The sequence below is a fragment of the Streptomyces fulvoviolaceus genome (assembly GCF_000718165.1).
Taxonomy (GTDB): Bacteria; Actinomycetota; Actinomycetes; order Streptomycetales; family Streptomycetaceae; genus Streptomyces; species Streptomyces fulvoviolaceus.
This window is the reverse complement of the sequence record NZ_JOEY01000017.1, coordinates 68,619-90,771: the sequence shown is the minus strand read 5'-3', so window position 1 is coordinate 90,771 and position 22,153 is coordinate 68,619. Positions and strand designations below refer to the sequence as shown.

The window sequence follows — 22,153 nt, the reverse complement described above, 5'->3', positions numbered from 1 at the left end:
CGAATCAAGGACCTTCGGTGCTCGAAAAGTCGGGCTTGCGGAGGGCATTACCAAGAAGATCGATGGCGTCGCACTGGAGGCGGAGCCGGACGTGGGCGTAGACGATGGCGGTGACGCCGATGTGGGCGTGCCGAGGAGTTCCTTGATCACGAAGAGTTCGGCCCTCTGCTCCAGGAGCAAAGTGGCGGTCGAATGGCGGAGGTCATGGAAGCGGATACGAAGGAGGCAGGCCTTGCGGAGGAGTGTCGTGAAGGCGCGGGTGAAGTTTGTCGGGTCGACCGTTCTGCCATGCATAGAGTGGTGAATTGGTGCGGTACTCCAGTTGCCGTTGCGGTCAATCAGGAGCGGGTTCGCACCCGGGGTCCTGCACTGGAAGCGAGATGATCGGCCCTGAGCCTGGATATCAACGCGCCGAGTTGGTGGGGGCCGGTGGTGAGGATGGTTTCGGGTTCGTCGCTTTCGCGGAGGAGGATCGTTCCGGTGGGGGTGGTGGCGAGGTAGACGCAGGCGGAGGCCTCCTGGCTGTATGTGGACTTTTGCCAGTGCGGTTCGGGCATGGTGGGCTCCTTCAGAGGTCTTGAGTGAGCTGGGTGATGAAGTCGCGGGACTTCGCCGGGGGGAGTGCTGCTCGTTCGGCGCGGTCCAGGATCTGGCGGTAGCGCTCCAATTGGGCTGGTGCGTCGATGAGTTCTGCTCCGTGGTCGGTGTCGAGCTGGACGGTGTCGAGTTGCTGTACCGGGCCGTGGAAGTAGTCGATGCCTTGTCCCGAGGTGTGGAACGGTCCGTTGTCGAAGGGGATGACGGTGATCGTGACGTGGTCCAGTTCGCCGACCTCGTTGAGGTGGTGGAGCTGGGCCCGGATGGTGGCACGGTCACCGAAGCGCATGCGGAGCGCGGCCTCATGGATGATCGCCGTGTAGGGCGGGGGTTGTTCTCGGTGCAGGATCTCCTGGCGCTTGATGCGGTGCGAGACTCGGTGCTCGATCTCGTGGGGCTTCAGCGGCGGCACCGTGTGGCCGAACAGGGCTCGGGCGTGGTCGGTGGTCTGCAGTAGGCCGGGGATGTTGATGACGTGCGCCACGCGCAGTGCGGTGGCGTGGTGCTCGACCTCGGTGAGGTCCAGCATGCGGAGGGACAGGATGTCCTGGTACTCCTCCCACCAGCCGCGCCGGCGCTCGCCGGTCAGCGTGGCGAGGGTCTCGATCAGGGGCTCGTCGGTGCAGTCGTAGTGCCGGGCGATGGTGCGTACGCGCTCGGCGCTCACTCCGTAGCGACCCGCTTCGATGTTGCTCACCCGTGACTGGGTGGCTCCGATCAGTGCCGCGGCCTGGGTGGCGGAGAGGTCGGCCCGCTCGCGCAGCCTGCGCAACTCGACCCCGAGGCGGCGGCGCCGGGCGGTGGGGAGGGGGCTTGGCTGCGGCATCGGCTGCGACTTCCCGTTCGTACGTATGTCGTGAGGGGTCACCCACGCGAAGGCAAGAAGGGCTACATTCCCTGCTTCTCGTGGAATGTATTCCATGTGGCGCTCTATGGTGAGACCTGAACCGCTCAACCGGCCCTGCCGGTAAGCCGGAAGTGCACCGCGCCGCACCTCGCGCGCGGCACAGCCACCGCCCGGCCGGGCCGTCGAGCGAACCAAGTCCCCCCACCGCAGGAGGCGTTCATGGTCACCGTATCCCCGTCGGAGTGCGAAGGGTCCCCAACTTGGGCGTACGCCCTCCAACTGCCCCACGACGCACGCGCCGCGCGCATCGCCCGGGTTACGTTGCGTGCCGTTCTCGTCGGCCACGGCATGTCCCAACTGCAGGATCCTGCCGAGCTGTTGACCTCGGAGCTGGTCACGAACGCCTACCGGCACTCGACCGGGCCCGCGACCCTGCGCCTGCGGGGTATCGCCCCCGGCCGGCTGAGGGTGAGCGTCTGGGACACCAACCCGCACATCCCGCCTCCCTTCGACAAGGGGCCGGGGCCACTGGCCCCCGTCCCGACGGAGGCTGTCGGTGGGCGTGGGCTGTTCCTCGTCTGCCATTACGCAGACGCGTGGGGTGGCTGTCTGCTCGGGGACGGTCTCGTCGGTGCGGGCGGGAAGCTGCTGTGGTGCGAGGTCGGGCCGTCGGCCGGGAGCGGTGCGAGGGTCGCCGCGTGATCGCCTCTCCGGCCGCGGCTGTCGTACGGGCCCGGCATACTGCTGTCGTGGTCGAGAACGCAGACGGAAGCAGCAGAGTGCCCTCCCGCTGGGGGTATGGGACGGAGCGGCTGCCGGCGACGCTGGACGAGCTGGCCGGCCCCGAGAGCGGGTCGGTCGAGCTTCCGTTGGAGCTTGCGTGGTCCGGGCTGCGGGTCTTCAGCCTCGGGGACGTGAAGCTGCTGCTGGGCCTGTACCGGATCGTCCTCAACAACGGCTCCCGGGACGACTTCGTGCACTACCTCAACCGCGACCATCTCGTCCGCCACTGGCCGATCCTGCGCAAGATGCTGGGACGTGGCGTCCGCGAGACGTGGGAGGGCACCTTTCCCGAGCTTCGTCGCTCCGGCGCCGCATGAAGCTGCCCGAACTGCACCGCCGTCTGCTGGCGGATGCGCTGGACGCGGGTGGGGAGTACGAGCTGGCCTTGGCCGGTGGATACGCCGTACAGGCGCACGGTCTGGTCACTCGCCTCAGCCAGGATCTGGACTTCGCGACTCGGCACCCCGCCTCGATGTCGGACATCGTGCCGCGCCTCGCGGACGGACTGCGCGGCAAGGGATGGACGGTCGCTGTCGTCGACGTCAGACCGCTGAAGGCGCGGCTGCTCGTCACGGACCCGGACAGCAGGGAGGCCTGCGAGGTCGGCCTCCTCAAAGAGGCGCTGTCCCGCAGGCCCGTTGCCATGGATGTCGGGCCGGTGGTCGATCTCGAGGACCTCGTGGTCATGAAGGTGCGCGCGCTCGGTGATCGTGGCCTGCCGCGGGACGTGATCGACGTACATGCGGCCTGCCGGTACTACTCCGTGATCGAGCTCGAACAGCTGGGTCTGCGGGATCAGACCGAGTTCGACCTGAGCGAGCTGCGCGACCGGCTGGAGAGCGTCGTCTGGGTGAGCGACGAGGAGTTCGCGGCGTACGGGATGGAACCAGAAGAGATCACCGAGCTGCGCCAATGGGCGCTGGACTGGGAATCCGACCTCGGGCTTCGACTTGCCGAGGAGTACGAGGACTACGAGGATCCCGAAGACGGCGACAGCTAAGGCCGGCTGCTCTGCTGGTCGAGCAGGGCGCTCCGCTCAAGAGTGCTCAGAGGCCGAGATCGCCCGCGTCCAGCACCTCCGTCTCGGCCGGGGCCCGCACCTCCAGTGGCTCGTCGAAGGCGCTGTAGCTGGTGGTCGTTCGGTACTGGGTGCCCTTGTAGGCGACCTTGAGGATGTACGGCTTGCCCTCGGTGGCGACGTAGAAGGTGTACGTGCCGCCCTTGTCCTCCTTGTCGGTCACCACCAGCTGGAGAGCCGGGGTGCCGTCGACCTTGGTCGCCTTGCCCTTGGTCGCGGTGCCGAAGGAGGTGAACTCCCTGGGGCAGGCGGAGAGTCCGTCTCCGGGCTGTGCCTTGCTCGCCGGGGTCTTGATCCAGGTGTCCTGGCCCGTCGTGACCGACCGGCCCGACCACTTATTGAGGTAGGCGCGGTTCGGGCGGACGTAGTCCGTCTCGCCGATCCGGATCTGTTCGAGGGCCGCGCCCGTGGTGGACCAGGTCACCTTGGACGTGCACCTGTTCTTGAGGTCGGTCGTGAAGCGGCTGGATATGGTGCCGCTGGTGGACGACGTGGTGGTCGCTTCGACGGTCACCGACTTGAGCGCGTCCATCGTGTCGTTCGCATCGTCGAGCATCTGCTCGGCGGACGGTTCCTCCGCGGTGCCGTCCGAGCAGCCGGCCGTCGCGGCGCCCGTCAGCAGACAGGCCAGTGCGGCCGTCACAACCGTCGATGTGGTTCGCATGGACCCCCCAGGTCACGAGGCGTTCAGGGTACCTACGGGTCCAGCCGTGCCGGCGCCGCCCCCGCCCCCACCACGCTGGGTCCGCCCACAGCCCGGTGACACGCCCGGCACAGACACCCTCACTACGTTCCGGAGTTCATGACGGGAAACGAGCGCACCAACGAGCCCCCCACTCGACGCAGACTCCTTCTCTACGGCGGTGGCGGCGCCGTCGCTCTCCTGGGCGGCGGCGTGCTCGCGGCCACCACCTCCGCCGAGCCGACGACGGCGAGCCGGAGCCGACGGGCCACGTCCACTCCCACCCCGTCGATCACCCCGGCAGTCACCCCGGCCGTCACCTCGGCCGCCGCCGGACAGACCCTCGTCCAGATCCCCGCCAACCCGTCCTTCACCTTCACCGCCGACCTCGGCAACACCACCGGCGCCGGCGAGGCCTCCGCGATCTCCGCCGCGTACATGCTGGGCGCCTACCAGGTCACCAACGCCCAGTGGAAGGACTTCCTCGACGACAGCGGCGGGGACGCGCCCGGCCACTGGAGCGACGGGACGTATCCGACGGACAAGGGCCGGCACCCCGTACTCTCCGTGTCCGCCGAGCAGGCCCAGGACTTCTGCGCGTGGCTCACCACACGCTCCGACGGCGTCACCTTCCGCCTCCCCACCGAGGCCGAGTGGGAGAACGCGGCGCGCGGGCCGTCGTCGTACACCTATCCCTGGGGCCACGACGCGGGGACGACATACAGCGACGGGACTCTCACCAGCCGCTACACCTACAACGCCGTCTGCGCCGCCTACTACCTCGCCCACCACGGCGACACGGAGGCGACGTACAACGACGAGAACTCGCCCCGCCACGGCGAGAGCGACCCCGTCTCCGAGATCCTCGCCGTCACCTCCACCGGTGGCGTCAGCGGATGGATCGACCACTCCACCTACACCGGCTTCGTCTACACCGACCTCTTCGACGAGCTCACCGAGACCGGCGGCTACACGTCGGTGGTCGGGAGTCACCCCGACGGAACCAGTGCCTACGGCGCCCACGACATGGCGGGAAACGTCTTCGAGTGGACCTCGTCCCTCATCACCGCCGTCAACGGGGCCGAAGCCGGCAAGAAGGTCAACGCCGTCCGCGGCGGCTCCTGGTACTCGACCGGCCGCAGCTGCACGACCGGCTACCGAGGGGAGGGCCGCGACGGCAGCGGCGGATACACGACCGTCGGCTTCCGGGTCGCGGCCGACGCCGTATGACGCCGACTTGGTCGCGGTCCAGCAGAGCACCAGCAGGGGACTCCGTCGCCGTCTACACGGGTAGCAGTGGTGAAGTGACGCTCCTCACCACCCTCACCGCCGACACTGCATACGATGCCTCCGTCGCCGACCTCGACGCCGACGGCTCCGCGGACATCGCGGTCGCGGCCAGCAGGGCTCATCGGATCGCGGTCTTCAAGGGGAGCTGTTCGTAACAAACAGCCGTAAGGACCTCTCATCCCGCCTTCGGTCAGGGTGAGAGCAAAGTTCCTTTCCGGTCACCCGGTGCCACAGGCAGGAAACGCGCCCTCCCTACCTTCGGGATCAGCCACTCGAAGTACGACCTGAGCCCCGGAGCCCCGTGGAGGCGTCATGACAGCCCCAAGCACAGCCCCCGCACCCCCGAGCAGGGGCGGCCGCTGGATCCAGCAGTGGGATCCGGAGGACGAGACCTTCTGGAACGAGACCGGAGAGAAGGTCGCCCGCCGCAACCTCATCTTCTCCGTCCTCTCCGAGCACATCGGGTTCTCGATCTGGACCATGTGGTCCGTGCTGGTGCTCTTCATGGGCCCGGAGTACGGCCTGACCCCGGCCGACAAGTTCCTGCTGACCTCGATGGTGACCCTGGTCGGCGCCGTCGTCCGCGTCCCCTACACCTTCGCCGTCGCGATCTTCGGCGGCCGGAACTGGACGATCGTCTCGGCCGGCCTCCTCCTCGTCCCCACCGTCGCCGCGTTCACGGTGATGGAGCCCGGGACCTCCTTCAACACCTTCCTGCTGGTCGGCCTGCTGGCCGGTATCGGCGGCGGCAACTTCGCCTCCTCGATGACCAACATCAACGCCTTCTTCCCCCTCCGTAAGAAGGGCTGGGCGCTCGGCCTCAACGCGGGCGGCGGCAACATCGGTGTGCCGGTCATCCAGCTGGCCGCGCTCGCGGTCATCGGCGCCAGCGGTGGTCCGCGGGTGCTGCTCGGGATCTACATCCCGTTCATCGTGGTCGCAGCCGTCCTCGCCGCGCTCTTCATGGACAACATCGAGAACGTCAAGAACGACACCGGCGCCGCCAAGGACGCCGCGAAGGACGCGCACACCTGGATCATGTCCTTCCTCTACATCGGCACCTTCGGCTCGTTCATCGGATACAGCTTCGCCTTCGGGCAGGTGCTGACGAACCAGTTCGGCCGGACCCCGCTGGAGGCGGCGTACGTCACCTTCATCGGTCCGCTGCTCGGTTCGCTGATCCGGCCCTTCGGCGGCTGGCTGGCCGACAAGTACGGCGGCGCGAAGATCACCCTCTACAACTACGTCGGCATGGGCGCCGCGACCGCCGTCCTGGTCTTCGCCAGCATGGAGAAGTCGCTGGCCCTGTTCACCTGCGCCTTCGTGGTCCTGTTCGTCCTCACCGGCCTCGGCAACGGGTCGACGTACAAGATGATCCCCGGCATCTTCCAGACCAAGGCCCTGGCCAAGGGGCTCGAGGGCGAAGAAGCCGCTGCCTACGGTCGCCGCCTCTCCGGCGCCTCCATGGGACTCATCGGTGCGGTGGGCGCGCTCGGCGGCGTGGGCATCAACCTCGCCTTCCGGCAGTCCTTCCTCTCCTACGGCTCCGGCACCGGCGCCTTCGTCAGCTTCCTCGCCTTCTACGCCGCCTGCTTCGGGGTCACCTGGGCCGTATACCTTCGGCGCCCGGCCGCCAAGGCGCAGTCCGAAGCGGCCACCGACACGAAGCCGCAGCTCAACTACGCCGAGGTGTGACGTAACACTGGCGACATCAAGTGGAACCGAGCCTGTCACGAGCCGTTGACAGGCTCGGTTGCCATGCAGGTGAAAGACCACCTCTTGTAGGCGCTACGCGAGACAGGGCGCTTCCACATGCAGGTGCTACGACTCGAGTGCGGGACGAGAGTTATGTACGACGAACAGCAGCAACCAGCACAGGTTCCCGACCACGGCCCCCTCGCGGGCTTCACCGTGGGAGTGACCGCCGCGCGCCGGGCCGACGAGCTCGGGGCGCTGCTCCAGCGCCGCGGTGCCGCCGTCGTGCATGCCCCTGCCCTGCGTATCGTGCCGCTCTCCGACGACAGTGAGCTGCTCGCCGCCACCAAGGAGGTCATCCACCAGGCGCCGGACGTCGTGGTCGCCACGACCGCGATCGGCTTCCGCGGGTGGGTCGAGGCCGCCGACGGGTGGGGGCTGGGCGAGGACCTCCTGGACCGGCTGCGCGGGGTGGAGCTGCTCGCACGCGGACCCAAGGTCAAGGGGGCGATACGCGCCGCCGGGCTGACGGAGGACTGGTCGCCGTCGTCCGAGTCCATGGCCGAGGTGCTCGACCGGCTCCTCGAGGAGGGCGTCGAGGGCCGCCGGGTCGCCCTGCAGCTGCACGGCGAGCCGCTGCCCGGTTTCGTGGAGGCACTCCGGGCCGGGGGAGCGGAGGTGCTCGGGATCCCCGTCTACCGGTGGATGCCGCCCGAGGACATCGCACCGATGGACCGGCTGCTCGACGCGACGGTCTCGCGCGGGCTGGACGCCCTCACCTTCACCAGCGCGCCCGCCGCCGCGTCCCTGCTGTCCCGGGCCGAGGACCGGGGCCTGCTCCCCGAACTCCTCGCCGCCCTGAACCACGACGTGTTGCCGGCCTGTGTCGGCCCGGTCACCGCCCTGCCGCTGCAGGCCCAGGGCGTCGACACGGTCGCGCCCGAGCGCTTCCGGCTCGGGCCCCTCGTGCAGCTGCTCTGCAAAGAGATGCCGGGGCGGGCCCGCACCCTGCCGATCGCCGGGCACCGGGTGGAGATCCGGGGCCACGCGGTCCTGGTCGACGGTGCGCTGCGGCCCGTACCCCCCGCCGGGATGTCGCTGCTGCGCGCGCTCTCCCGGCGGCCGGGCTGGGTGGTGGCCCGGGCGGAGCTGCTGCGGGCCTTGCCGGGGGCCGGCAAGGACGAGCACGCGGTGGAGACCGCGATGGCCCGTCTGCGTACGGCCTTGGGGGCGCCGAAGCTGATCCAGACCGTGGTCAAACGGGGGTACCGGCTGGCGCTGGACCCGGCGGCGGATTCCAAGTACGGGGACGTGTGACCCGACAGCGGTTCTCGCCCCCGCCGCCCCTTCCCGTCCCGTCCCTGGGGGCTGCCGCCCCCAGACCCCCGCTTTCGGCCTGAACGGCCTCGTCCTCAAACGCCGGACGGGCTAGGAATAGCCTCTCCGGCGTTTGAGGAGCGGGGTCTGGGGCGGAGCCCCAGGGACGGGAAGGGGCGGCGGGGGCGAGAAAACACAGGCGCCAACCCCCACCCACCCACAGGCGACTACACGGCCCGGCGTCGCATCGCGCCCCGCGCCAAGCACACCAGCGCCACCGTCGACAGCACCGCCCGCACCACGTTCCACGCCACCCACGGACCCTCGAACTCCTCGCGCAGAGCACCAGGGTCGCCGCTCCGCGCGAGCGCATCGTTGAGCGGGATGTTCACCGCCACGGTGACGAGAAAGACGAGCGCGTACGCGACGAAGGCCGCCCAGACCCAGACACGGTACGGCTCGCCGCGCGCCTGCCACGCCGCCATGCCGCTCAGCAGCAGCGCCCCGAGGAAGCTCAGGAAGAACACCGGGTTCTGGATGACGTCGTTGATGTCGCGCATGACGGCCACGTAGACCCGGTCGTCGCTGCGGGCCAGCCCCGGCATCACGGCGCAGCCGAAGACGTAGAAGGCCCCGGCGATCAGGCCCATGGCGACCGTGGCCGCGCCCAGTACGAAGCTCTGTGTCCTGTCCCGTGTCGTCATGGCTCCAGTCAACGGACCTGACCGGCCACGGAACATGGCCCGAACGCGCAGCCGCATAAGCGGGCGTCCAGGCAGACGAGGTACGAGGGGTTCCGGCCGCCGAAGCGGGCAGGCACTGTATGAGGGAACGGTTCTCCCCCCTACACCCTCCTCTCGCTGGCATCTCACCGAGCCCCCTCACGACCGGGGCAACCCCTAGGCGGTGACAGGCACATGGCACTGGGTACGGCTATGGCCGCGTACGAGCTGCGGTTCGACTCCGGGCGGATCTGCCTGGACCTCCTCGCGACCACCCACCCCGAGGAACGGCTCGACTCCGTGGAGGTGCTGTGCGCCTGGATCACCGGGTCGGGCCTGGTTCCCTACGGCACCCCGCTCGCGCACGCCGACGCCTCCTGGCTCGTGGGCTTCCGTGAACTGCGCGGCCGTATCGGACAGTTGGTGCGCGGGGGACCGGCGCCGCAGACCGGTCTGCCGTACGGCCTCGCGCTCGCCCGGGTCAACGAGTTCGCCCTCGCCCCGCCCCCGGCACCGCGTGCCGTGGCAGGCGAAGACGGCAAGCTCGTAAGGGAGTTGGACGGTCCGCCCGCGTGCGCGGCGCTGCTCGGAGCCGTCGCCCGGGACGCCGTGGAGCTGCTCACCGACCCCGTCGCCCGGGCGGGGATCAGACAGTGCGAGGGCGACAACTGTCCGATCGTGTACCTGGATACGTCACGGGGGCGCAGGAGGCGCTGGTGCTCCAGTGAGGTCTGTGGGAACCGGGAAAGAGTGGCCCGGCACCGGCGCCGGGCGGCACTCGCCCGGACCTGAGTGCCCGTTATGTTCCTTCTATGGAGCGACTGTCGAAGTGATTTCGATTACAGGTCGTTTACCTTCGCCGCCTCACGGGCAGTCGTCGCGATCTTGCCAATGTGGCGGAAATGTAAAGATCACGCGGCGGGAATGTGCGCGCATGTCCCGTCTCGTCACGTCACTCAGAAGAAAACTGTCATGACACTTTGAACACTCAACTCCCCGCGTCCGTACCCCTCGTCGAGCGACCGACTGGGGGAACCCCCGGACATCGGAGGTGGGCGTGCGCAAGGATTCCGTCGTGGCCAATGAACGTGGATCGAGGGCCCGACATCGCATGTCCCAGCCCTCGGAACCTGATGAGGAGCTGATGCGTGCCCTGTACAGAGAGCATGCCGGACCGCTCCTGGCGTATGTCCTCCGGCTGGTCGCGGGAGACCGGCAAAGAGCCGAGGACGTCGTGCAGGAGACACTCATCCGTGCCTGGAAGAACGCCGGCCAGCTCAATCGAGCGACCGGATCGGTACGCCCCTGGCTGGTGACGGTCGCCCGGCGCATCGTCATCGACGGCCACCGCAGCCGGCAGGCCCGGCCGCAGGAGGTTGATCCGTCGCCGCTGGAGGTCATCCCCGCGGAGGACGAGATCGACAAGGCGCTGTGGCTGATGACGTTGTCCGACGCACTGGACGACCTGACCCCCGCTCACCGGGAGGTGCTGGTCGAGACGTATTTCAAGGGGCGTACCGTCAACGAGGCGGCAGAAACCCTGGGCATACCCAGCGGCACCGTCCGCTCACGGGTGTTCTACGCGTTGCGGTCGATGAAGCTGGCACTGGAGGAGCGGGGGGTGACGGCGTGATGAGTGTTTACGGGGGAAACCAGGGATTCGGCACAGGTGGTTCGGGTATGTCTGGCTCCATGATGGGATCTCCGGTGCCGAACGAGCACGAGACCGTCGGCGCCTACGCCCTCGGGATCCTCGACGACGCCGAGGCGACCGCCTTCGAGGCCCATCTCGCCACCTGCGAATGGTGCGCCCAGCAGCTCGACGAACTCGCCGGAATGGAACCGATGCTGGCCGCGCTCGCGGACCTGCCAGGTTCCGGCACCCCCGCGATCGGCGAGTCCCTGTCCGCCAAGCCCAGCCCACGGGTGGTGAACAAGCTCGTCGACGAGGTCGCCGAGCGCCGCGCCCACAAGCGCCGTCGCAGCTTCTACATGGTGGCGGCCGCGGCCGCGCTGATCATCGGCGGCCCGTTCGTCGCCATGGCGGCCAGCGGCGGGGACTCGGGCGGCAGCGAGCAGCCGCAGGTCCTGGCGAGTACCGCGAAGGAACTCTTCGAGTCCATGGACGACAAGGTCTCGGCGACCGACGCGTCAACGGGCGTCAGTGCGACCGTCGCGCTGTCGGAGAAGGACTGGGGCACCTCGGGGGTCCTCGAACTCAAAGGCGTCAAGGGGCCGCTCAAGTGCTCCCTGATCGCCGTCGGCACCAACGGCGAGCGCTGGACGATGTCCTCCTGGACCGTCGGAAAGTGGGGCTACGGCCTCCCCGACGGCAAGACCGAAGAGTCCAAGAACCCTCTCTACATCGCCGCAGCCGGGGCACCGAGCCCGAACGACATCGATCACTTCGAGGTCGTGACCTCCGACGGCAAGAAGCTCGTCCAGGTGGACGCGTGAAGGGACACGTGAGCAGACGCGTGAATTCCCGCAGAGCGCGCACATAGCTTCCCGGGCCCCCCTTCGCGTAAGTTTGACGGCTGCCCAGCACGTCAGAAGGGGGCCCGGTGGCCGCTCAGGCTCAACCATCTGCGGTCGGCTCGGTTCACGACTCGGTTCGGGATCGGGAGATCAGCGTCGAACAGGAACACCTGGACCGGGTGTACCAGCGCCTTGAGGAGAAGATTCACGAGGCCGAGTTCCTGATGAACGACGCGGCCAAGCGTGGCCAGGTCGGTACGCCCGGCGCGCTCGCCGAGCGGGACGCGCAGGTATTCCGGGCCGGAATCCATCTCAACCGGCTCAACAACGAGTTCGAGGACTTCCTCTTCGGACGGATCGACCTGCTCCTCGGCAAGGACGGCAAGAAGGGACCCGACGGCGCCTACACCGCCGTGGAGCCCGCCGAAGGCGCCGTGCGGGACGACAACACCGCCGACATCGCCGAGACGCTCCACATCGGCCGCATCGGGGTCCTGGACTCCGATTACGCGCCACTCGTCATCGACTGGAGGGCGCCCGCCGCGGCGCCCTTCTACCGGTCCACCCCGGTCGACCCGGGGCGTGTCGTGCGCCGCCGTGTCATCCGCTCCAAGGGACGCAAGGTGCTCGGCGTCGAGGACGACCTGATGCGTCCCGAGCTCAAGGCCACCCTCGACGGCCACGAGCTGGCCGTCATCGGCGACGGCGCCCTGATGGCCGCGCTCGGACAGGCCCGCAGCCACACCATGCGGGACATCGTGGCGTCCATCCAGGCCGAGCAGGACCTGGTCATCCGAGCCCCCGCCGCCTCCGTCACCTACGTCGAGGGCGGCCCGGGCACGGGCAAGACGGCCGTCGCCCTGCACCGGGCCGCCTACCTCCTGTACCAGGACCGGCGCCGGTACGCGGGCGGCATCCTCATCGTCTCGCCCACCCCCCTGCTCGTGGCCTACACCGAGGGCGTTCTGCCCTCCCTCGGCGAGGAGGGCCAGGTCGCCATCCGGGCGATCGGCTCGCTCGTCGACGGCGCCGAGGCCACGCTGTACGACTCCCCGTCGGTGGCCCGCGCCAAGGGCTCGTACCGCATGCTCAAGGTGCTGCGGAAGGCGGCGCGGGGGGCGCTGGAGCAGGGGGCGGGCGGCGGTACACGCCCGGGCGGTTCCGCGGGGCGCCCGGGCGCGGGCGCCCCGGCACAGCTCGCCTTCGGTGACGACGACGCCGATGGCGATGCCGCGACGCCGCAGACCCCCTCCGGCCCGCCCACCCGCCTGCGGGTCGTCGCCTTCGGGCGCCGGCTGGAGCTGGAGGCCGGGGACCTGGACCGCATCCGCCACAACACGCTCGGCGGCACCGCCCCCGTGAACCTGCTCCGCCCCCGCGCCCGCAAGCTCCTCCTGGACGCCCTGTGGGCGCAGTCCGGCGCGGCCGGCCGGCACACCGACCCGGAGCTCGCCGCCGAGCTGCGCTCCTCCTTCGACGAGGACGTGGCGAGCGAGGACAGCTTCATCGAGTTCCTCGACGCCTGGTGGCCGGAGCTCACCCCGAAGGCCGTCCTCACGGCGATGTCCGACGAGCGGCGCCTGGGCCGCTGGGCCCGCCGCATCCTCAACCCCGGCGAGGTCCGCAAGGTCGCCCGTTCGCTCAAGCGCGACGGCCTCTCCGTGCACGACATCGCCATGCTCGACGAGCTCCAGTCGATCCTCGGCACCCCGGCCCGTCCGAAGAAGAGGCGCGAGCTGGACCCGCTCGACCAGCTCACCGGCCTCGAGGAGCTGATGCCGACCCGCGAGGAGACGCAGCGCGAGCGGGCCGAGCGCCTCGCCCAGGAGCGCGTCGAGTACGCCCACGTCATCGTCGACGAGGCCCAGGACCTCACGCCGATGCAGTGGCGCATGGTCGGCCGCCGCGGCCGGCACGCCACCTGGACGGTCGTCGGCGACCCGGCGCAGTCCTCCTGGTCCGACCCCGACGAGGCGGCCGGCGCCCGCGACGAGGCCCTCGGCAGCCGCCCCCGCCGCCGCTTCCAGCTCACCGTCAACTACCGCAACCCCTCCGAGATCGCCGACCTGGCCGCCAAGGTCCTCGCCCTCGCCATGCCGGGCTCCGAGTCCCCGAGGGCCGTACGGTCGACCGGTGTCGAGCCGCGTTTTGTGGCCACCAACACGGGACACAGCGGCGTCGTACGGGGATCCCTGGGCCAGAGAGTCCGCGAGGAGGCAGCCCGGCTCCTCGACCTCGTCGACGGCACGGTCGGCGTCGTCGTCGCCATGCAGCGCCGCGAGGAGGCCGCCCGCTGGCTCACCGGCCTCGGCGACCGCGTCGTGGCGCTCGGCAGCCTGGAGGCGAAGGGCCTGGAGTACGACGCGACGGTCGTCGTCTCCCCCGCGGAGATCGCCGACGAGTCACCGGCGGGCCTGCGCGTCCTGTACGTCGCCCTGACCCGGGCCACGCAGCAGCTCACGGTGGTGTCGGGAGACCGGGACCAGCCGGACGCGAGCGGGGTGCCGGACCTGCTGAGGGACTGAGCCGGAGGTCAGGTGAACTTGCGGTACGGGAATGGCCTTACGGGATCTGTTTGTTAGCCTGGGTGTGGCACCGGCCCGATCCAAGCCCCCGGGCCCAACCTTCGTCGCTACGAGCGACCACTTGCCGCGAGGCGAGCATGGCGGGTCGGTGCCACTGAATGTGCGAGAGGTCCACGTCACCAAGTGACGTGGACCTCTTTCGCTGTGAACAAAACGTTCGCAATCCGGGGTGGCTAACGCCTACTCGGCAGTAGGTGCGACGATCGGACGGCATACAAAGCGTCACGGTGAAAGCAGAGGAAGTCGGCCATGGCAACGGCGCCCAGCGTCTCCTACTCGATCACGGTCCGTCTGGAGGTGCCCGCGAGCGGAACCGCGGTCTCCCAGATCACGACGGCCGTAGAGTCCCACGGAGGCTCGGTGACCGGCCTCGACGTGACCGCCTCCGGCCACGAGAAGCTCCGGATCGACGTCACCATCGCGGCGACCTCCACGGCCCACGCCGACGAGATCGTCCAGCAGCTCCGCGGCATCGAGGACGTCACGCTCGGCAAGGTCTCCGACCGTACGTTCCTCATGCACCTCGGCGGCAAGATCGAGATGCAGTCCAAGCACCCGATCCGCAACCGTGACGACCTGTCCATGATCTACACCCCGGGCGTGGCCCGCGTGTGCATGGCGATCGCCGAGAACCCCGAGGACGCCCGCCGCCTCACCATCAAGCGCAACACCGTCGCGGTCGTGACGGACGGCTCCGCGGTGCTCGGCCTCGGCAACATCGGCCCGATGGCCGCCATGCCCGTCATGGAGGGCAAGGCGGCCCTCTTCAAGCGCTTCGCCGACATCGACGCCTGGCCGCTGTGCCTGGACACCCAGGACACCGACGAGATCGTCGCGATCGTCAAGGCGATCGCCCCCGGCTTCGCCGGCATCAACCTCGAGGACATCTCGGCGCCGCGCTGCTTCGAGATCGAGGCGCGCCTGCGCGAGGCCCTCGACATCCCCGTCTTCCACGACGACCAGCACGGCACCGCGATCGTCGTCCTGGCCGCCCTGACCAACGCACTTCGCGTGGCCGGCAAGGCGATCGAGAACATCCGGGTCGTCATGTCCGGTGCCGGCGCGGCCGGTACGGCCATCCTCAAGCTGCTGATCGCCGCGGGTGTCAAGAACGCCGTCGTCGCCGACATCCACGGCGTCGTGCACGCCGGCCGCGAGGACCTGGTGGACGCCGCGGCCGACTCGCCGCTGCGCTGGATCGCCGACAACACCAACCCCGAGGGCCTGACGGGCACGCTCAAGGAGGCCGTGCGCGGCGCGGACGTCTTCATCGGCGTCTCCGCCCCGAACGTCCTGGACGGCGACGACGTGGCCGCCATGGCCGAGGGCGCCATCGTGTTCGCGCTCGCGAACCCGGACCCCGAGGTGGACCCGGCGATCGCCCGCCAGACGGCGGCGGTTGTGGCCACCGGCCGCTCCGACTTCCCGAACCAGATCAACAACGTGCTGGTCTTTCCGGGTGTCTTCCGCGGCCTGCTGGACGCCCAGTCCCGCACGGTCAACACCGACATGATGCTCGCGGCCGCGAAGGCCCTGGCGGACGTGGTGACCGAGGACGAGCTGAACCCGAACTACATCATCCCGAGCGTCTTCAACGACAAGGTCGCGGGCGCGGTGGCGGGTGCGGTGCGGGAGGCCGCGAAGGCTGCTTCCGCTTCCTAGCGGGATATGCCGGAATGTGCTCGGGCTGTGAGGATCGCCACGGCAAGGCCTTGCATCGGCGCGTCGGGGAACCCGGCCCGCGTGACAGCCGTTTATCGTGTCGGCCAGGCTGCGGGCCCTCTTTTCGTGTGACCCCCAAGGGTGTTCTCGCGACTCCTAGGGGTGCCGGATTGGCTTTCCCGCCGCAGGTAGGGGCAGGATGCGTCTCTGGGCGCGAGGGTCTGACGACGGACCCGGGTCCGGGGACTCTCCGAGGACCCTGGCAGCATCGGCTTTCGATCTCCGCCTACACGGCAAGAAGAACACGGGAGTAACAACATGAACCGCAGTGAGCTGGTGGCCGCGCTGGCCGACCGCGCCGAGGTGACCCGCAAGGACGCCGACGCCGTGCTGGCCGCGTTCGCCGAGACCGTCGGCGAGATCGTCGCCAAGGGCGACGAGAAGGTCACCATCCCCGGCTTCCTGACCTTCGAGCGCACCCACCGTGCCGCTCGCACCGCGCGCAACCCGCAGACCGGCGACCCGATCCAGATCCCGGCCGGCTACAGCGTCAAGGTCTCGGCGGGTTCCAAGCTCAAGGAAGCCGCCAAGGGCAAGTAAGCCTTCACGTACGCGACGGGACCTGCGTACGAGGCACAGCAACGCGAATGGGGCGGCCACCCGGTGAGGGTGGCCGCCCCATCGTCGTACTCAATCAGTGGGCTATCCGAGGGCCTTGCCCGGCAGCTCCACCTTGGCGCCCAGCTCGACCAACTTCTCCATGAAGTTCTCGTAGCCGCGGTTGATGAGGTCGATGCCGTGGACGCGGGACGTGCCCTGGGCCGCCAGAGCGGCGATCAGGTAGGAGAAGCCGCCGCGGAGGTCGGGGATGACCAGATCGGCGCCCTGGAGCCGTGTGGGGCCCGAGACGACGGCCGAGTGGAGGAAGTTCCGCTGGCCGAAACGGCAGACGGAACCGCCCAGGCACTCGCGGTACAGCTGGATGTGAGCACCCATCTGGTTGAGCGCGGAGGTGAAACCGAGCCGGGACTCGTAGACCGTCTCGTGGACGATGGACAGCCCGGTCGCCTGTGTCAGGGCGACGACCAGCGGCTGCTGCCAGTCCGTCTGGAAGCCCGGGTGGACGTCCGTTTCGAGCGCGATGGACTTCAACTGGCCGCCGGGGTGCCAGAAGCGGATGCCCTGGTCGTCGATCTCGAAGGCGCCGCCCACCTTCCGGTAGGTGTTCAGGAACGTCATCATCGAGCGCTGCTGGGCGCCGCGGACGTAGATGTTGCCCTCGGTCGCGAGCGCCGCGGACGCCCACGAGGCGGCCTCCAGGCGGTCCGGGAGGGCGGCGTGGTTGTAGCCGCCGAGCTGGTCCACACCGGTGACGCGGATGGTGCGGTCGGTGTCCATCGCGATGATGGCGCCCATCTTCTGCAGGACGCAGATGAGGTCCTCGATCTCCGGCTCCACCGCGGCGTTCGAGAGCTCGGTGACGCCCTCCGCGAGGACGGCCGTCAGCAGCACCTGCTCGGTAGCGCCGACGGACGGGTACGGCAGCCGGATCTTCGTGCCGCGCAGCCGGCGCGGCGCCTCCAGGAACTGACCGTCCGCCCGCTTCTCGATGGTCGCGCCGAACTGCCGCAGCACCTCGAAGTGGAAGTCGATGGGCCGGCCGCCGATGTCGCAGCCGCCGAGGCCCGGGATGAACGCGTGCCCGAGGCGGTGCAGCAGCGGACCGCACAGGAGGATCGGGATACGGCTCGACCCCGCGTGGGCATCGATGTCGGCGACGTTCGCGCTCTCCACGTGCGTCGGGTCCATCACCAGCTCGCCCGGCTCCTCACCCGGACGGACCGTCACCCCGTGCAGCTGCAGCAGCCCGCGTACGACACGCACGTCACGGATGTCCGGAACGTTGCGCAGTCGACTTGGCGCACTGCCGAGCAGAGCGGCGACCATCGCCTTCGGTACGAGGTTCTTCGCACCGCGGACACGGATCTCACCCTCCAGCGGGGTTCCGCCGTGGACAAGGAGGACATCGTCGTTGACGGTCATGTATCTCGCGTTCCGATTGGTGGGGCAGGGGGACAGAAGGGAAAGGGTAATCGCCGCCCACCCCCCTTCCGTAAGCCCAAGGACCGCCCAGCCGCGTCATAGCTCTGTCACAACACGAACGGTTCCCTGTCCGGCACATGGGGTCACCGGGCGCAGGCGTGCGCGTGGGGCGCACCGGTGCGCCCTCACCTGCATTCACTGCCGTACGGGCATTGCCGCCCCACTCCAGGGGAAGATGCGGGATCATGTCTGGCATGACCGAGGTGTCCTCGCTCACAGGGCGGCTGCTCGTGGCAACGCCCGCCCTGGCGGACCCGAACTTCGACCGCGCGGTGGTGCTCCTTCTCGACCACGACGAGGAGGGCTCCCTCGGCGTCGTCCTCAACCGCCCTACTCCGGTGGACGTGGGCGACATCCTGGAGGGCTGGGCGGACCTCGCCGGCGAACCGGGTGTCGTCTTCCAGGGCGGCCCGGTGTCCCTGGACTCGGCCCTGGGGGTCGCCGTCATACCCGGCGGCGCGTCCGTCGACGGGGCCCCGCTGGGCTGGCGCAGGGTGCACGGCGCGATCGGCCTGGTCGACCTGGAGGCCCCGCCGGAGCTGCTCGCCTCGGCCCTGGGTTCCCTGCGCATCTTCGCCGGCTACGCGGGCTGGGGCCCCGGGCAGCTGGAGGACGAACTGGTCGAGGGCGCCTGGTACGTCGTCGAGTCCGAGCCCGGCGACGTGTCCTCCCCGGCCCCGGAGAGACTCTGGCGCGAGGTCCTGCGCCGCCAGCGCAACGAACTGGCGATGGTGGCCACGTATCCGGACGACCCTTCGCTCAACTGATGCCAGTGAGCTTCAGTACTCTTGGCGTTATGAGCACTCTTGAGCCTGAGACCCAGCCCCAGCGAGGCACTGGGACGGGGACCCTCGTAGAGCCGACGCCGCAGGTGTCGCACGGCGACGGGGACCACGAGCGCTTCGCCCATTACGTCCAGAAGGACAAGATCATGGCGAGCGCCCTCGACGGGACGCCCGTCGTGGCGCTGTGCGGCAAGGTCTGGGTGCCCGGCCGCGACCCGAAGAAGTACCCCGTGTGTCCCATGTGCAAGGAGATCTACGAGTCCATGGGCTCCGGCGGGGACGACGACAAGGGCGGCGACAAGTAGGTCCTCCACCCGACTGGGCTTCACAAGGCCCCCCGGGCGCGTTCCGCGCGCCCCGGGGGGCTTTTGCGTGTCACGAAGTGGTTGAGACCTCTTGTGAGCGTGTTCATGTAACCCATAACCTCCGTTGCGTTGAGCGAAACCGTCATTGCACATGTTGCAACGCACGCCCGGAGGGTCACTCCATGAAGCTCGCCCCCAGACTGGCCGTGCTGCTGACGGCCCTGGCCGTCACCGCCTGCGCCCCCCAGACCTCCAACAACTCCTCCTCCGACAAGGACGAGAAGACCGGCACCCTCCGTGTCTGGCTCTTCCAGGAGGTCGGCAACAAGCCGAAGGAGAAGGTCGTCGACTCCGTCGTCGCCGCCTTCGAGAAGGCCCACAAGGACACCAAGGTCGACATCGAGTACATCCCGATCGACACCCGCGCCCAGCGCGTCAAGGCCGCCTTCAACGACCCGGACTCCGCCCCCGACGTCATGGAGTACGGCAACACCGACACGGCCGGCTATGTGAAGGACGGCGGACTCCTCGACGTCACCAAGGAGTTCGGCGACTGGAGCGAGGCCAAGGACACCGACCCCACCGCGAAGCAGTCGGTCACGGTGGACGACAAGATCTACGGCGCGCCCTTCTACGTCGGTGTCCGCGCCCTGTACTACCGGACGGACGTCTTCAAGGAACTCGGCCTCGAAGTCCCGAAGACCATGGCCGAGTTGGCCGAGACCGCCCGCAAGATACGTGCCGCCAAGCCCGAGCTGTACGGCCTGGTCGTCGGCGGCGCCTACACGTACGGCGCGATGCCGTTCATCTGGGCCAACGGCGGCGAACTCGCCACCGGCAAGGGCGGTTCGTACGCCTCCGCGATCGACAGTGCGGCCGCCCAGAAGGGCATCAAGGCGTACACGTCGCTGTTCTCCGACGACAACTGTCCGGCCGCCAAGTGCGCCGGCATGGGCGGCAACGACACGATCACCGCGTTCGCGGCCGGCAAGTCGGGCATGGCGATCGGCGGCGACTTCAGCCACACCGCCGTCGAGGCCGGGAAGGTGAAGGGCAAGTACGCGGTCGTACCGCTGCCGGGCGTGGCGTCCGGCTCGATCGCCCCGGCGTTCGCGGGCGGCAACAACATCGGCGTACTGAAGAGCACCTCGCACCGCACCCTCGCCGTCGAGCTGATGGAACAGCTCACCTCGAAGAAGACGCAGGCCTCGATGTTCGACGCGATGGGCTTCCTGCCGACCTTCGCGGACGTACGGCAGCAGGCGGCGGCGGAGGAGCCGTACGTGAAGCCCTTCGCGCAGACCCTCGCCGCCGGCACCAAGTTCGTGCCCGCCTCGCCCGCCTGGGCGCAGATCGACTCCTCGCTGGTGCTGCCGACCATGTTCCAGGAGGTCATCAGCGGCAAGAAGGACGTGGCCGGGGCCTCCAAGGAAGCGGCGACGAAGATGAACGACGCGTTCGGCTCCGTGGGTTGAGCCGGTGAATCCTCGCACGAAGCCCGCCTGGACCCCCTGGCTCTACCTCGCTCCCGCGCTGGTGGTCCTCGGCGGGCTGCTCCTCTACCCGATCTACCAGCTCGGTCTGATCTCGTTCTTCCAGTACACCCAGGCCCAGGTCAGCGGCGGTGAACCCACCACCTTCGAGGGCTTCGGCAACTACACGGAGCTCTTCGGGGACCCGCAGTTCTGGCAGGTGCTGCTGGCGACCGTGGTCTTCGCGGCGGCCTGTGTCGTCTCCACCCTGGCGGTCGGCTGCGCGCTCGCCGTGCTCCTCACGCGCGTGCGTGCGGTGCCGCGGCTCGCGCTGATGCTGGCCGCGCTGGGTGCGTGGGCGACGCCGGCCGTCACGGGCTCGACGGTCTGGCTGCTCCTGTTCGACCCGGACTTCGGCCCGGTGAACCGCATGCTGGGCCTCGGCGACTACTCCTGGACGTACGGACGGCTCAGTGCCTTCTTCCTCGTCCTGCTCGAAGTGGTGTGGTGCTCCTTCCCGTTCGTGATGGTCACGGTCTACGCGGGCATCCAGGCCGTACCCGCCGAGGTCCTGGAGGCGGCCTCCCTCGACGGCGCCTCGCAGTGGCGGATCTGGCGCTCCGTCCTCGCGCCGATGCTGCGGCCGATCCTGGTCGTCGTCACCATCCAGTCGGTCATCTGGGACTTCAAGGTCTTCACGCAGATCTACGTCATGACGAACGGCGGCGGCATCGCGGGCCAGAACCTGGTCCTGAACGTGTACGCCTACCAGAAGGCGTTCGCGTCCTCGCAGTACAGCCTCGGCTCGGCGATCGGCATCGTGATGCTGCTGATCCTGCTCGCCGTGACGCTCGTGTACCTGCGGCTGCTGCGCCGGCAGGGGGAGGAACTGTGAATCTTCTGCTTCGCATGGGGGTACGGCTGGGTGTACGGCGTCCCTGGCGACTGGCCGCCGAGGCTTCGGCGCTGCTGATCGCGGTCGTCGTCGCCTTCCCCCTCTACTGGATGGTGCTCAGCGCCTTCAAACCGGCGGGTGAGATCGAGTCGACCGAGCCGCGGCCCTGGACGCTGTCGCCCTCGCTGGATTCCTTCCGGCGCGTGTTCGAGCAGCAGGATTTCGGTCGGTATTTCGTCAACAGCCTTGTCGTGGCGTGCAGTGTCGTGATCGTCTCGGCGCTGATCGCGTTTCTCGCGGCGACCGCGGTGACGCGATTCCGCTTCCGCTTCCGGACCACCCTGCTGATCATGTTTCTGGTGGCCCAGATGGTGCCGGTGGAGGCGCTCACGATCCCCTTGTTCTTCCAGATGCGGGACTTCGGGCTGCTGAACACGCTGGGCTCGCTGGTCCTGCCGCACATCGCCTTCTCGCTGCCGTTCGCGATATGGATGCTGAGGGGCTTTGTGAAGGCGGTCCCGGAGGCGCTGGAGGAGGCCGCGTACATCGACGGGGCGAGCCGTGCGCGATTCCTGTGGCAGATCCTTTTCCCGCTCGTCTTCCCCGGCCTGGTGGCCACGAGCGTGTTTTCCTTCATCTCGGCCTGGAACGACTTCCTGTTCGCCAAGTCCTTCATCATCAGCGACACGTCCCAGTCGACCCTGCCGATGGCACTGCTGGTGTTCTACAAGCCGGACGAGCCGGACTGGGGCGGGGTCATGGCAGCCTCCACGGTGATGACGATTCCGGTGCTGGTGTTCTTCGTACTCGTACAGCGACGCCTGGTCTCGGGGCTGGGCGGAGCGGTTAAGGACTGA

The 22,153-nt window shown here is 68.9% G+C and carries 23 protein-coding genes and 1 pseudogene; 18 read left to right on the top strand and 6 right to left on the bottom strand.

The features are described 5' to 3' along the window. Positions 1-4 precede the first annotated feature (4 nt). The 3 genes and pseudogenes from IG08_RS61405 to IG08_RS0119965 form a co-directional block, all read right to left on the bottom strand. Positions 5-288 (bottom strand): annotated as a pseudogene (locus IG08_RS61405) (tyrosine-type recombinase/integrase); the annotation flags it as partial. A 50-nt stretch (positions 289-338) separates the two neighbouring features. Then, positions 339-557, bottom strand: a complete 219-nt coding sequence (locus tag IG08_RS57255; protein WP_078655663.1) for a DUF397 domain-containing protein — start codon at positions 555-557, stop codon at positions 339-341. Between the two features lie 11 nt (positions 558-568). Next, positions 569-1,423, bottom strand: a complete 855-nt coding sequence (locus tag IG08_RS0119965; protein ID WP_030604004.1) for a helix-turn-helix domain-containing protein — start codon at positions 1,421-1,423, stop codon at positions 569-571. Positions 1,424-1,663: 240 nt separating this feature from the next. Here IG08_RS0119965 and IG08_RS0119960 point away from each other — a divergent pair, with 240 nt between their 5' ends. From IG08_RS0119960 to IG08_RS0119950, 3 genes are read left to right on the top strand one after another with little or no spacing between them, the layout of a single operon-like run. Then, complete coding sequence (locus tag IG08_RS0119960; RefSeq protein WP_030603999.1) at positions 1,664-2,146, top strand: ATP-binding protein; 483 nt, start codon at positions 1,664-1,666, stop codon at positions 2,144-2,146. 47 nt (positions 2,147-2,193) lie between these two features. Further along, positions 2,194-2,544, top strand: coding sequence for a hypothetical protein (locus IG08_RS0119955; RefSeq protein WP_234342918.1), 351 nt, complete (start codon positions 2,194-2,196; stop codon positions 2,542-2,544). Continuing rightward, the gene (locus IG08_RS0119950; protein WP_030603993.1) at positions 2,541-3,227 is read left to right on the top strand and encodes a nucleotidyl transferase AbiEii/AbiGii toxin family protein; all 687 of its coding nucleotides are present in this window, start codon (positions 2,541-2,543) and stop codon (positions 3,225-3,227) included. Before IG08_RS0119955 ends, IG08_RS0119950 begins: the two co-directional genes overlap by 4 nt. Before the next feature lie 46 nt (positions 3,228-3,273). Here IG08_RS0119950 and IG08_RS0119945 read toward each other — a convergent pair whose 3' ends face one another. After that, positions 3,274-3,969 carry a hypothetical protein gene (locus IG08_RS0119945; protein ID WP_030603990.1) on the bottom strand — a complete coding sequence of 232 codons (696 nt, stop codon included), beginning with the start codon at positions 3,967-3,969 and terminating at the stop codon, positions 3,274-3,276. A 138-nt stretch (positions 3,970-4,107) separates the two neighbouring features. Between IG08_RS0119945 and IG08_RS59135 the strand changes: the two genes are divergently transcribed. The 4 genes from IG08_RS59135 (at position 4,108) to IG08_RS0119925 (ending at position 8,289) form a co-directional block, all read left to right on the top strand. Next, positions 4,108-5,217 carry a formylglycine-generating enzyme family protein gene (locus IG08_RS59135; protein ID WP_030603988.1) on the top strand — a complete coding sequence of 370 codons (1,110 nt, stop codon included), beginning with the start codon at positions 4,108-4,110 and terminating at the stop codon, positions 5,215-5,217. Positions 5,218-5,291: 74 nt separating this feature from the next. Further along, positions 5,292-5,432, top strand: coding sequence for an FG-GAP repeat protein (locus IG08_RS60170; protein WP_158812260.1), 141 nt, complete (start codon positions 5,292-5,294; stop codon positions 5,430-5,432). 157 nt (positions 5,433-5,589) lie between these two features. Beyond that, positions 5,590-6,972, top strand: coding sequence for a nitrate/nitrite transporter (locus tag IG08_RS0119930; protein WP_030603984.1), 1,383 nt, complete (start codon positions 5,590-5,592; stop codon positions 6,970-6,972). Between the two features lie 153 nt (positions 6,973-7,125). Then, the gene (locus IG08_RS0119925; RefSeq protein WP_030603981.1) at positions 7,126-8,289 is read left to right on the top strand and encodes a uroporphyrinogen-III synthase; all 1,164 of its coding nucleotides are present in this window, start codon (positions 7,126-7,128) and stop codon (positions 8,287-8,289) included. A gap of 227 nt (positions 8,290-8,516) precedes the next feature. Here the strand turns inward: IG08_RS0119925 and IG08_RS0119920 are convergent, their stop codons facing one another. Beyond that, on the bottom strand, positions 8,517-8,993 hold the full coding sequence (locus IG08_RS0119920) for an anthrone oxygenase family protein (protein WP_052424794.1): 477 nt from the start codon (positions 8,991-8,993) through the stop codon (positions 8,517-8,519). 213 nt (positions 8,994-9,206) lie between these two features. Between IG08_RS0119920 and IG08_RS0119915 the strand changes: the two genes are divergently transcribed. From IG08_RS0119915 to IG08_RS0119890, 6 genes are all read left to right on the top strand, one after another. Continuing rightward, entirely contained in the window at positions 9,207-9,803 is a 597-nt protein-coding gene (locus IG08_RS0119915) for a CGNR zinc finger domain-containing protein (RefSeq protein ID WP_030603977.1), read from the top strand. Positions 9,804-10,122: 319 nt separating this feature from the next. After that, on the top strand, positions 10,123-10,644 hold the full coding sequence (locus IG08_RS0119910) for a sigma-70 family RNA polymerase sigma factor (protein ID WP_010039908.1): 522 nt from the start codon (positions 10,123-10,125) through the stop codon (positions 10,642-10,644). Positions 10,645-10,691: 47 nt separating this feature from the next. After that, entirely contained in the window at positions 10,692-11,468 is a 777-nt protein-coding gene (locus IG08_RS0119905) for an anti-sigma factor family protein (RefSeq protein ID WP_275937271.1), read from the top strand. Between the two features lie 107 nt (positions 11,469-11,575). Beyond that, positions 11,576-14,014 (top strand): HelD family protein, encoded by a 2,439-nt coding sequence (locus IG08_RS0119900; RefSeq protein ID WP_030603969.1) that lies wholly within the window; start codon positions 11,576-11,578, stop codon positions 14,012-14,014. A 309-nt stretch (positions 14,015-14,323) separates the two neighbouring features. Then, a complete protein-coding gene (locus tag IG08_RS0119895) occupies positions 14,324-15,736 on the top strand; it encodes an NAD-dependent malic enzyme (protein WP_030603967.1) in 1,413 nt (470 codons plus the stop codon). A gap of 318 nt (positions 15,737-16,054) precedes the next feature. Beyond that, entirely contained in the window at positions 16,055-16,336 is a 282-nt protein-coding gene (locus IG08_RS0119890) for an HU family DNA-binding protein (protein WP_007382399.1), read from the top strand. A 102-nt stretch (positions 16,337-16,438) separates the two neighbouring features. Here IG08_RS0119890 and murA read toward each other — a convergent pair whose 3' ends face one another. After that, positions 16,439-17,779 carry a UDP-N-acetylglucosamine 1-carboxyvinyltransferase gene (murA, locus tag IG08_RS0119885; RefSeq protein ID WP_030603964.1) on the bottom strand — a complete coding sequence of 447 codons (1,341 nt, stop codon included), beginning with the start codon at positions 17,777-17,779 and terminating at the stop codon, positions 16,439-16,441. A gap of 254 nt (positions 17,780-18,033) precedes the next feature. On the opposite strand from murA, the gene IG08_RS0119880 reads away from it, so the two are divergent. From IG08_RS0119880 to IG08_RS0119860, 5 genes are all read left to right on the top strand, one after another. After that, the gene (locus IG08_RS0119880; RefSeq protein ID WP_030603960.1) at positions 18,034-18,606 is read left to right on the top strand and encodes a YqgE/AlgH family protein; all 573 of its coding nucleotides are present in this window, start codon (positions 18,034-18,036) and stop codon (positions 18,604-18,606) included. A gap of 29 nt (positions 18,607-18,635) precedes the next feature. Then, complete coding sequence (locus IG08_RS0119875) at positions 18,636-18,929, top strand: DUF3039 domain-containing protein (RefSeq protein ID WP_234342917.1); 294 nt, start codon at positions 18,636-18,638, stop codon at positions 18,927-18,929. Between the two features lie 182 nt (positions 18,930-19,111). Beyond that, positions 19,112-20,404: an extracellular solute-binding protein gene (locus tag IG08_RS0119870; RefSeq protein ID WP_030603954.1), complete on the top strand. Its 1,293-nt coding sequence runs from the start codon at positions 19,112-19,114 to the stop codon at positions 20,402-20,404. Positions 20,405-20,408: 4 nt separating this feature from the next. Then, positions 20,409-21,296: a carbohydrate ABC transporter permease gene (locus tag IG08_RS0119865; protein ID WP_030603952.1), complete on the top strand. Its 888-nt coding sequence runs from the start codon at positions 20,409-20,411 to the stop codon at positions 21,294-21,296. Between the two features lie 14 nt (positions 21,297-21,310). Beyond that, positions 21,311-22,153, top strand: a complete 843-nt coding sequence (locus IG08_RS0119860) for a carbohydrate ABC transporter permease (protein ID WP_106980984.1) — start codon at positions 21,311-21,313, stop codon at positions 22,151-22,153.